General features: G+C 39.7%; 10 protein-coding genes. 8 read left to right on the plus strand and 2 right to left on the minus strand.

Features of this window, described 5'->3' with window-relative positions:
* Window positions 1–64: 64 nt before the first annotated feature.
* From ESY88_RS04295 to ESY88_RS04310, 4 genes are all read left to right on the plus strand, one after another.
* Window positions 65–1,510, plus strand: coding sequence for a RimK family protein (locus ESY88_RS04295; RefSeq protein WP_147084774.1), 1,446 nt, complete (start codon window positions 65–67; stop codon window positions 1,508–1,510).
* Window positions 1,510–2,736, plus strand: coding sequence for a carboxylate-amine ligase (locus ESY88_RS04300; RefSeq protein ID WP_147084775.1), 1,227 nt, complete (start codon window positions 1,510–1,512; stop codon window positions 2,734–2,736). Before ESY88_RS04295 ends, ESY88_RS04300 begins: the two co-directional genes overlap by 1 nt.
* Window positions 2,733–3,431: an N-formylglutamate amidohydrolase gene (locus tag ESY88_RS04305; protein WP_147084776.1), complete on the plus strand. Its 699-nt coding sequence runs from the start codon at window positions 2,733–2,735 to the stop codon at window positions 3,429–3,431. The genes ESY88_RS04300 and ESY88_RS04305 overlap by 4 nt, the downstream gene beginning before the upstream one ends.
* A 100-nt stretch (window positions 3,432–3,531) precedes the next feature.
* Complete coding sequence (locus ESY88_RS04310; RefSeq protein WP_147084777.1) at window positions 3,532–5,169, plus strand: right-handed parallel beta-helix repeat-containing protein; 1,638 nt, start codon at window positions 3,532–3,534, stop codon at window positions 5,167–5,169.
* 111 nt (window positions 5,170–5,280) lie between these two features.
* Here ESY88_RS04310 and ESY88_RS04315 read toward each other — a convergent pair whose 3' ends face one another.
* Both ESY88_RS04315 and ESY88_RS04320 read right to left on the minus strand, forming a co-directional pair.
* Window positions 5,281–5,976 carry a cell division ATP-binding protein FtsE gene (locus ESY88_RS04315; protein ID WP_147084778.1) on the minus strand — a complete coding sequence of 232 codons (696 nt, stop codon included), beginning with the start codon at window positions 5,974–5,976 and terminating at the stop codon, window positions 5,281–5,283.
* Between the two features lie 451 nt (window positions 5,977–6,427).
* Window positions 6,428–7,258: an alpha/beta fold hydrolase gene (locus tag ESY88_RS04320; RefSeq protein ID WP_147084779.1), complete on the minus strand. Its 831-nt coding sequence runs from the start codon at window positions 7,256–7,258 to the stop codon at window positions 6,428–6,430.
* A 101-nt stretch (window positions 7,259–7,359) separates the two neighbouring features.
* On the opposite strand from ESY88_RS04320, the gene ESY88_RS04325 reads away from it, so the two are divergent.
* From ESY88_RS04325 to ESY88_RS04340, 4 genes are all read left to right on the plus strand, one after another.
* Window positions 7,360–7,836, plus strand: a complete 477-nt coding sequence (locus ESY88_RS04325; RefSeq protein ID WP_147084780.1) for a hypothetical protein — start codon at window positions 7,360–7,362, stop codon at window positions 7,834–7,836.
* A 34-nt stretch (window positions 7,837–7,870) separates the two neighbouring features.
* On the plus strand, window positions 7,871–8,953 hold the full coding sequence (locus ESY88_RS04330; protein WP_147084781.1) for an AhpC/TSA family protein: 1,083 nt from the start codon (window positions 7,871–7,873) through the stop codon (window positions 8,951–8,953).
* 323 nt (window positions 8,954–9,276) lie between these two features.
* Window positions 9,277–9,954, plus strand: coding sequence for an SIR2 family NAD-dependent protein deacylase (locus ESY88_RS04335; protein ID WP_147084782.1), 678 nt, complete (start codon window positions 9,277–9,279; stop codon window positions 9,952–9,954).
* A 272-nt stretch (window positions 9,955–10,226) separates the two neighbouring features.
* Window positions 10,227–10,472, plus strand: coding sequence for a hypothetical protein (locus ESY88_RS04340; RefSeq protein WP_147084783.1), 246 nt, complete (start codon window positions 10,227–10,229; stop codon window positions 10,470–10,472).
* Window positions 10,473–10,684 lie beyond the last annotated feature (212 nt).

A 10,684-nucleotide genomic window follows, 5' to 3' on the forward strand; every position in this document is an offset into this window, starting at 1 on the left:
TTGTGAATGTGAATGGAAATTGCTCTAATTTTGTTTAACATTCTTAACCCCTTCAGCGCATTTAATGAAAAAATTCATTGTAGTCAACAAGTTGGAAAATTGGAATTTTTCAACCCACAATATCAAGGTAATCACCTCTCAAGATTATTTAACAAATCCCGAATTCTCTACGCTAAAAAAAGCACGTGTTTTTAATTTATGCAAAGATTATTCCTACCAGTCCAAAGGCTATTATGTGTCCTTATTGGCAGAGGCACGCGGCCATTTACCCATCCCAAACATTCGCAACATTGTAGATCTCAAGGCGCTCAAGTTGGTACGTATCGTGTCTGACGAGTTTGATGATGTCATCCAACAAAGTCTTAAAAACATCAAATCCCAAGAATTCATCTTGAGCATTTATTTTGGGCAGAATGTGGCGCAAAAATACAGAGAATTGAGCGCTTTGTTTTACAAGCATTTTCAAGTGCCCTTTTTACGCGTTAAATTTGTACATACCACCAAGTGGAATGTGCAACATATCAAAGCCATTTCTGAAGCTGAAATCCCAAAAGAACATGTGGAGAGCATTCAGATTTTTGCCGATGAATACTTCTCAAAAAAGCGTTATGACACACCAAAAATCACCGCGACCGACTTTGATTTGGCCATATTGGTAAACCCAAATGATCCCGCGCCACCCAGCAATCCCAAAGCGCTAAAACGCTTGATGGATATTGCCGAAAAAATGAACATCTATACCGAAATCTTAGAACCTAAGGACCTCTCACGCCTCTCTTCGTTTGATGCGCTTTTTGTGAGACAGAGCACCGAAGTCAATAATGAGGCCTATACCTTTGTTCGAAAAGCACAACAGGAAGGTCTTGCCATCATTGATTATCCAGATGCCATCTTAAAATGCTGCAATAAGGTGTATATGGCAGAGGCTTTAGAAAACATCAAGGTCAAAACCCCAAAAACACTTATCGTACATAAAGAAAATAAAAGCAGCGCACTTGAAAAGGTTGGTTTGCCTTGTGTATTGAAATCGCCTGATTCCACATTTTCATTTGGTGTTAAAAAAGCAAAGACCGCAGCCGAGTTCGATACCTTGGTTTCTGAAATGCTCAAGGAATCTGATCTCATCATCGCCCAAGAATTTTGCCCATCAGATTATGACTGGCGCATTGGTATTTTAGACAATGAACCGTTTTTCGCTTGCAAATATTACATGGCCAAAGACCATTGGCAAATCTATAACTGGGGTTCTGAGAAAAAAGACGACCAATTGGGAAATGCCGACTGCCTGCCTATTGAAGACGTCCCGAAAAAGGTCATGAAAATGGCACTCAAATCTGCTAAACTCATGGGATTGGGACTTTACGGAATTGACATCAAGGTCATTGACGATGAGCCAATGGTTATAGAAATCAACGATAATCCCAATATTGACGCAGGTGTGGAAGATGCCTTCTACGGTGATGAGATATACATCAAGATTTTAAACGCCTTCAAAAAACGATTAGACTAATGCCAAAATCCTATCACTTATTTGAGGTTTATGGGATTGAGCTGGAATACATGCTCGTTTCCAAAACAGACTTAAAGGTACAGCCCATTGTTGACCAATTGCTGAGTTTAAAAAATGGAGAACTCACCGCTGAACTGGAAAATGGAAGTGTTGCTTGGAGCAACGAACTCGTTGCCCACGTCGTGGAAATCAAGACCAATGGCCCTACTGCCGATCTTAAAAACCTCGCCAAAGCCTTCCATAAAAATATTGTGGAAATCAATGCTTTATTGGCACCGCTTGATGCTAAATTACTGCCAACGGCTGCACATCCTTTTATGGATCCGCTAACTGAGACCAGGCTTTGGAAACATAGTTATAGTGAGATATACGCGCTTTACAATCGCATTTTTAACTGTAAGGGTCATGGCTGGAGCAATGTACAAAGCACACATATCAATTTACCTTTTTATGATGACGCTGAATTTGAAAAACTGCATGCGGCCATTAGACTCGTATTGCCTTTGATCCCTAGCCTCTGCGCCAGTTCACCAATTCTCGACGGAAAACTTACCGGTTTCAAAGACACACGCTTGGAATATTACAAAACCAACCAGCAGGAAATTCCCGAGATGACGGGCTTGGTCATTCCTGAAGCAGTTTTCAATAAGAAAGAATATTCTGAACGCATTTTTGAGCCTATCAAAAACGCCATAAGACCAAGAGATACGGAAAACATCCTGGATCATCATTTTTTGAATTCAAGAGGCGCCATTGCTCGTTTTGACAGGAACGCCATCGAGATTCGGTTGGTGGATATCCAAGAATGCCCAAAAGCCGATGTTGCCATTTGCAGTTTGATCATCGCCACTTTACAGGCCTTGGTCAATGGCGACTTTTGTGATTTAGAGACCCAAAAAGCTTGGCATGAGAAAGATCTTTATGAGATTTTAGAGCTTGGTATCAAACATGGCGAAAATGCAAACATCACGAATATGGATTTTCTAGCCTTGTTCGGAATTTCGGAAGCCATGACCGCCAATAGGCTTTGGGATCATATTTTTGCTTATGTAGCGCACTATATGGACAATTCTTTTCTGTCAACCATTATTCAAATTTTAGAACATGGCACTTTGGCCAGCCGAATTGAGAAAGCGCTGGCACAAGATGCTTCAGAAGCCAAAATCGCTCTGGTTTATGAGCAATTGGCCACCTGTTTACATGAAAACAAATTGTATCTCCCATGAAACTAGCGCTAACCTGTGAACATGGTGGTAATCAAGTGCCAAAACAACATGAGTATTTGTTCAATGCAAATCCCGAGGTTCTAAACACACATCGCGCTTATGATTTAGGTGCTCTGGACCTATTTAAAAGACTGAAACCATTGGCACATTTCTCGAAATCCTCACAGACCAGTCGCTTGATGATTGAGCTCAACCGTTCGCTGCTGCACCCCCAATTATTTTCGGAGTTTAGCAAAAATCTTTCAGTTTCTGAAAAATTACAACTTGTGGAAGATATCTATCGTCCGTATCGCAATTCCGTAGAAAAATGGATTGGGGTTCAAATTGAGGCGGGCGAGGATGTGGTTCATATTTCTATACATTCCTTTACCCCGAAACTTAATCATGAAGAGCGGTCTTGTGACATTGGCTGGCTTTACGACCCAAAAAGAACTGCGGAAAAAACCCTTTGCGTGCAATTAAAAGCCCTTCTTCTTGAAGCAGATCCGCAATTAAATGTGCGCTTTAATTATCCCTATTTAGGCACGGCCGATGGCTTTACAACCTACCTTCGTAAAACGTTTCCTAAGCACTATATTGGCATCGAATTGGAAGTCAACCAAAAATTCTTTATCAAGAATGTCATGGATGCCAAAATCAAAGCTGCACTGTTCTCTGCGATTTCGAAAATTAGCAGGATACCAATACACAATTAATACAACACAAATAATACAACACAAGTTCTGCATGGCACAAAATTAATTGTGCTAGGCAGGGATTTGACCGCTTGGCACTACTTTTGTTTACGCCTTTGATATGAAAGCCACTATTCTCAATATTTTCTTTTTACTTAGTGTTTTTTTTGGTCTCGCTCAGTCGGAGTTCCATGTGTTTCCTATGCAGCATAAAACAACCCCAGGATCCACCCATGGGGACGGCTCCCTTGAGAATCCATGGGATTTGCAAACGGCCCTCAACCAAAAACCAGATAAAGTAAGCTCTGGCGATACCATTTGGATGCATGAAGGCATTTATAACGGGCGTTACATGAGTAGGCTCAAAGGCGAAACGCCCAATCAATACATCACAGTTTCTGCCTATAAAGAAGATAAGGTCGTTCTCAACGGAAATGTCCCGTCCAAACAAGATGGTGTTTTGATTGTAAAAGGCGATCGTGTCTTATTCAAAAATTTTGAAATCACTTTTTTGGGCGATTTTTCTAGGGACGAAAGTGAGGCCGATTTTCAAGTTTGCGCAGCCATTATGCATTTAAGTGGCGTGAACTGCATGTTCTACAACCTCAACATTCATGATAATCCAGGCTTGGGAATAGGCTCTTGGCGACACACGGCCGGAAGCACGATTGAAGCTTGCAGGATTTATAACAACGGATTCTTATCCAAAGATGGAAAAGGTCGTGGCGAAGGCATCTATGTCCAAAATATGAGCGACGAGATTCGATTGATCAAGGATAATATCATTTTCAATAATTATTACAAAGGCGTTGAAGTTTGGTCTGCCGGAAAACACACCAGCTTTGAGTATGTGAAAAATATAACCCTAGACCATAACATCATTTTTAATAGTGGCACACCCTCAGGAAAACATGTGGATAATGTGATTGTGGCTTCAAACGATAGAAACGGTATCAACATTGCAAAAAACATAAGGCTTAGCAACAATGTGCTTTGGCACAATACCGGAGATGCAAATGGCAGCATATTGGGCGATGCACCAGCGTTGACCTTGGGATTCCATAAAAATGCGCCCATCGAAAATGTCACGGTTCACCAAAACATCATCGTAGGAGGCTATAACGGTTTGCGATTGCTTTACGCCAAATCACTGAATTTCACCAATAATGAGATTTATACAGGCAACGTGCAGATTGATCCAAGCATGCAATCGTATTACACCAACTGGAACTTTAATTCAAACCGTATTTACACCAAACTGAAAAAGCCATTTCGGGTCACGAGAACAAAAGATTACAATCTAGATATGTGGCGTGAAACTTTCAATTTAGACGCCAAGTCTGAGGTGCTTCCATTAACGCAGTTTGAATTGGATAAGATGCTTCATCTATCACAGCAATCCCAGAACAAGAAGCTTTTTAGCGTGGCTCTTTTTAATGCGGAAGGCGAAGCTACCACGGTCAACTTTTCAGATTATCAATTAAAAAAAGGGACGCACTACCAAATTTATGATGTTGAAAACCCTGAAACCATTTTGAAATCTGGAATGCTTTCCGAAGCAAAAGAAGTTCAGTTTCCAATGCAAAGCGCTGCTTTTCAGAAACCCTTGCACAACACAAGCGCCAAAAAAAACCTATCCAATTTTGGAGTATTTCGCATCGTCTTTGAAACCGAAGCTGAAATTGAAGCTGACATTGAAGCTGACATTAAAAGAAAGAGAACTGATTTCGAGCGATTTTTGGAATGGTTGGGGTTTTAGGATGCGATGAAAAATTGAACGATTCACCCTGCATACACAGTGCAATACTTACTACCCATAAAACCAAGGCGCTTTCCGGCTACCATAGTTTCCATTCTTCAGATGAAGTTTTTATTTTACCATCGAATCACGACGTTGCACCACTTCAAACACCTTATTGTCATCACATTTTAAAGTTTTGCTAGGATATTTCAGTAAGAGTGCATAATCGTGTGTGGCCATGAGGATGGTGTTTCCGTTTTTGTTGATATCACGTAAAACTTCCATGACCTCAATACTGGTTTGTGGGTCGAGGTTTCCGGTGGGCTCATCGGCCAAAATAAGCTCAGGATCGTTGAGTAACGCGCGTGCTATGGCAATGCGTTGCTGCTCTCCCCCAGATAGCTCATGAGGAAATTTAAAACCCTTGGTTTTCATGGCCACCTTGTCTAACACCTTCTCAATACGTTCCTTGATTTTGTCTTTTTCCTTCCAACCGGTTGCTTTGAGAACAAATTCGAGGTTCCCATTGATGGTTCGGTCTGGCAGCAATTTAAAATCCTGAAAAACAATGCCCAATTTCCGCCTTAAAAACGGAATATCCTTTTCCTTTAAATTCCGCAAATCATAATCCACCACATGGCCCTCTCCTTCAGTGAGTTCTAAATCACCATAAAGCGTTTTCATGAAGCTACTTTTTCCGCTACCCGTCTTCCCGATCAAATAAACGAAATCGCCTTTGTGCATCTCAAAATTCACATCAGACAAGACCATGCTATCGCCTTGGTAAATTGCGACGTCCTTTAATTTTAAAATTGGTTCAGACATAAGGTTTTCAGCTTTTAAAGTATCCTGTAAATGTATTGCTATAAAATTTAAATGCAAAAAATTATGTTGTTTTTAGAAGTTGGCAATGCAGTTTGAAGTGGGTAGATTGTAGCGGGTAGTTTTTAGTGGGTAGTGAGAAGCACGGAGCTTTAGATTAATCGTCGGGATTTTTAATTTCAGCTCTAAATCTTAAACCCCAAAACCAATTTTCGCATTTTGATATGCGTTTACCAATGAGATTGAGATTACGACTGAGACCGAGACTGAGACCGAGACTGCGACTGAGACTAAAACCGAGACTGCGACTACATAGTTCAAGTGCAACTAATCCCTAATCCCCAATGCCTAATACCTAATACCTACTGCCTAAATTCCATTCCCCAATCACCCCTAAGCAAAAAAAGCCCAAGACATCGTCCTGAGCTAATTTAGATTGAAATATTTCAAGATACTACTTCTTCAAGAAATCGATCAAAATTTTATTCAATTCGTCCTTGTGTGTAATATTTAAACCGTGGGGTGCACCTTTAATGATTTCAAATTGATTGTTCTTGATCCCTTTTGCGGCTTGTTTGGCAGACGTTTGCATTGGTACCGTTTCATCTGCATCGCCATGCACGATCAACGTTGGCTTATCCACATTTTTAAGTTCTGTTCTAAAGTCGGTGTCCATCCATGCTTTTGCGGTTTCGATGGTTGCCCTAGGGGAAGCATGTGAGGCGATACTAAAATCGTAATCCAGTATCCCTTGACTCACACGGTCTCTATTTTTCTCATAATTGTAAAACCCTTTCCCAAAATTCTTCAAAAATCCGAGTCGGTCCTGTTCCAGAGCGTCCTTGATGTCTTCAAAGGCTTCTTCTGGCACGCCGTCTGGATTATCGTCTTTCTTCTTGACCAATGGGATGATGCTGCTTATCAATGCCGCTTTTGCAATGCGATCACTTCCATAGTCGGTAAAATAACGCACTACTTCTCCGCCACCCATAGAAAATCCAACAAGAACGGCATCTTTAAGATCCAGCTGTTTGATGAGTTCGTTTAAATCACCTGTTAGAGATGAATAATCGTAACCATCCCAAGGCGCTGAGGAGATTCCAAAACCACGACGGTCGTAAGAAATACATCGATATCCTGCTTCCACGATTTTCCAGACCTGCTGTTCCCATGACTTTCGGCTCAATGGCCAACCGTGAATTAGGATGACAGGTTGCCCGCTTCCGTAGTCTTCATAAAAAATATCAACGGCTTTGTCTTTTGTTTTGTTTGTTATAAATGGCATAATAGTTTAATTTTAGATTCATTATCAAGATACCCGTATATTAAAGCAGTGCTTGACGTATTCAAGTTAAGTTTTTGTCCATTTAAAATTCAAATTACAATATGAAAGCAGTCTCTGTGGTAAGCATTCGAAAAGAGCTAAAGCATAAATCCGATGCCGAATTGGCAGAACTCTGTTTGCGCCTCTCCCGTTTCAAGAAAGAAAACAAAGAGCTGCTCACTTATCTACTGTTTGAGGCAGACGATGAGCAGGCCTATATAGAAACCGTAAAAAACGAAATTGACGAGCAGTTTGAGGCCATCAATACCAACAGCTTTTTCTACATTAAAAAAAGTGTACGAAAAATTCTGCGGAATACTAAAAAATACATTAGATATTCGCTCAATAAGGAGACCGAAGTGGAACTGCTGCTTTATTTCTGCAAAAAACTGAAGGCCATGTCACCATCCATCAAACGCAACACCACTTTATTGAATCTATTTGATCGTAATATGGAGGCCATTACAAAAAAAATCCTCAAACTGCACGAAGACCTTCAGCATGATTACGGACTTTTAGTTGAGGAATTGGAGCGTTAAAACACCTTTGGAGACAAGCAAAGACACAAACATTATGAAAAAAATTATATGGTCTTTTTTAACAGCATTAATAGTAGTTTCCTGTGATGAAAACAGAGAGATAGTAGCATATGAAATTAATGGTACTTTAAAAAACATCCCAGACAGTAGTGTTGTTTACATTTCAGAAAACAATAAGTACATGGATTCAACACGTGTTCTAAATGAAAAATTTCAATTTTCAGGAAACCTCGAAAAGCCTACTTATGTGCGTTTAATTATTAAAAATTCTAGCGATTACAAATCATTTTGGTTAGAAAATAATATCATTCATTTCGAAGCAGAAAAAGGAGAATTCAAAGAAGCTAAAATAACAGGTTCCCAAACTCAGCAACAAAGGGACATATTGTTTGGACGATTAAAAGTTGTGCAGATGGAAATGGAAAATATTGAAGATTCATTTGTTGATTCAATGACAGAGCGTGAGATAGATTCCTTAAAAAACCAATACGAGTTTCTAGAAAGCAAAGAAATTAGCATTAATCAAGAGTATGTAAAGGAATTCCCGAATTCTTTAGTGAGTTCTTATGTGCTAAGTGTTTACGCTACATCTTGGGGTAAGGAAAAAACTAGAGCGCTTTATGAACAATTTTCAACAGAAAATAAAGAGTCAAACTACGGACAACAAATCGCCAAATATATTGAGTTACATAAACGACTTGAAATTGGGGAACAATTCGCAGACTTTGACATGGATGACCAAAATAGTGGCGTAAAAAAACTATCTGATCTTAAAGGAAATATCATTCTTCTCGAATTTTGGGCGTCCTGGTGTGCTCCTTGTCGCTTAGAAAATCCAAATCTCGTAAAAACCTACGACACCTATAAGTCAAAAGGCTTTGAAATATTTGCAGTTTCACTGGACATAGACAAAAACAGTTGGCTTGAAGCAATTGAAAAAGACAAGTTAAATTGGACGCAAGTAAGTGATTTAAAAGGACAGGACAATAAAGCAGCTCTTATTTACGGCATTAGCGCAATTCCAGATAACTTTCTAATTTCAGAAAACGGAGTAATAATCGGTCGTAATTTGCGAGGAGAAGAGCTGAATCGAAAATTAAGTGAATTGTTGGAATAATGTAAAGTCTAAGTATAAGCCTTCGCTGGGTCTGTGCCTATAATGCTGCTTGCTCATACACATTACTATTTTTCATCTAAAAACAACTTCGGAAGGCAGTGCGTTTCCGTCTTTGTTTCAGAAATAAAAACTACTGCGGAAGACAAAATCAATAACCTCAGGCAAGCCCACAAGCTATGAATTGAAAGATGATCTTTGTATTTCTTGACAAGCCTCGGGGAATAAAACCCTCTGGAGGGATTTTAAATCTGAAGTCTAATATAGTTATCAGCACATGGATTCGGTATAATTCACAAAACGATGGAAACCTTAATATTTTAAACATGAAACATCTTGTAGTATTGACTGGCGCCGGAATGAGTGCCGAAAGTGGTCTCAAAACCTTTAGAGACGACGACGGACTCTGGGAAGGGCACGACGTTATGGAAGTGGCCACTCCAGAAGGATTTGCCAAAAACCCTGAACTTGTTTTAGATTTTTACAACCAACGGCGGAAACAATTATTGGAGGTATTGCCCAATCCCGCCCACTACGAACTCGCGAAGCTCGAAGATGACTTTAAAGTAAGCATCATTACCCAGAATGTTGACGATCTTCATGAGCGCGCTGGCAGCAGTCATGTAACCCATTTGCATGGGGAGTTACTCAAAGCCAGAAGTTCGCGAGATGAAAACGACGTTAAAATATGGAAAAAAAATATTGCCATTGGCGATTTATGTGCCAAGGGGTCTCAAATGCGCCCGCATGTGGTTTGGTTTGGCGAGGCAGTACCCATGATAGATGTTGCGATTGATATTTGTATGGAAGCCGATATGTTGCTCATCATTGGCACCTCCATGCAAGTCTATCCAGCGGCAAGCCTTATGCATTATGTCCCAGCCAAAACACCCACTTATTTTATTGATCCAAAGCCTGCAATAGACAGCAACGGGCCACTCACGGTCATAAAAGCCAATGCTACCATCGGTATTAAACGTTTTTTAAAGCTGATTGGAAAATAATCCGAAAGCCAAAGCCTTGATTTCAAACTTTGGATTTTTGAACAGATGCTGCTGTAAAATATAATGATATCGTTTCCATAGGACTTTTGATCAACCATCAGCTATTTTTTCAAATAATATTTGGCTCCTTTGGAGCTTATCGGTTAGTATATGCCAAGTAGCCTATCACAGAATTAAGCAAAACGTAAATAAATTTAACAACAGCAATTAGTTTCTAAAATGGCTAATAAGGCTATTTGCTATATACATTATTATTAGCCTCCGTTTTTATTATGAAATTTACAAAATACAAAAGAACACAAATCGCTGAAATGCGACCTGCAACCAAAGAAGAAATTGAACTTGGAAGATTGATCGTTACAAAAACGCACAGTCGAAAAGCAATTTCTGTTAGTGAAGCTGATTTACAAAACGGTTCTCCAAAAAGTGGCGACATGATTGCTAGAAACCCTAAAAACCACGATGACCAATGGTTAGTTGCTAAACAGTATTTCGAGGATAACTTTGAGTCGCTTTAAATGGTGCCTAACATAAATTAAACCAAGTTTATGAGGTATTAGAATTGCCAACATAAAAGCACCTATTGAAAAAACGACTTTTGGAAGATTTTTCGGGAAATTGTCTCATGCTTATTCATCACGATTGACATGAAATCAAGAACACAAAACCTTGAATCCAAACTGGCGATTTCATTCCGCAGAAAAAGTAGGGCTTTATTCGAACAGCACGT

Origin of the sequence: Subsaximicrobium wynnwilliamsii (assembly GCF_007997225.1) — a bacterium.
Lineage (GTDB): Bacteria > Bacteroidota > Bacteroidia > Flavobacteriales > Flavobacteriaceae > Psychroserpens > Psychroserpens wynnwilliamsii.

Coding starts and splice junctions, on each gene's coding strand:
- ESY88_RS04295 (WP_147084774.1), top strand. CDS start 65: ATGAAAAAATTCATTGTAGTCAACAAGTTGGAAAATTGGAATTTTTCA.
- ESY88_RS04300 (WP_147084775.1), top strand. CDS start 1,510: ATGCCAAAATCCTATCACTTATTTGAGGTTTATGGGATTGAGCTGGAA.
- ESY88_RS04305 (WP_147084776.1), top strand. CDS start 2,733: ATGAAACTAGCGCTAACCTGTGAACATGGTGGTAATCAAGTGCCAAAA.
- ESY88_RS04310 (WP_147084777.1), top strand. CDS start 3,532: ATGAAAGCCACTATTCTCAATATTTTCTTTTTACTTAGTGTTTTTTTT.
- ESY88_RS04315 (WP_147084778.1), bottom strand. CDS start 5,976: ATGTCTGAACCAATTTTAAAATTAAAGGACGTCGCAATTTACCAAGGC.
- ESY88_RS04320 (WP_147084779.1), bottom strand. CDS start 7,258: ATGCCATTTATAACAAACAAAACAAAAGACAAAGCCGTTGATATTTTT.
- ESY88_RS04325 (WP_147084780.1), top strand. CDS start 7,360: ATGAAAGCAGTCTCTGTGGTAAGCATTCGAAAAGAGCTAAAGCATAAA.
- ESY88_RS04330 (WP_147084781.1), top strand. CDS start 7,871: ATGAAAAAAATTATATGGTCTTTTTTAACAGCATTAATAGTAGTTTCC.
- ESY88_RS04335 (WP_147084782.1), top strand. CDS start 9,277: ATGAAACATCTTGTAGTATTGACTGGCGCCGGAATGAGTGCCGAAAGT.
- ESY88_RS04340 (WP_147084783.1), top strand. CDS start 10,227: ATGAAATTTACAAAATACAAAAGAACACAAATCGCTGAAATGCGACCT.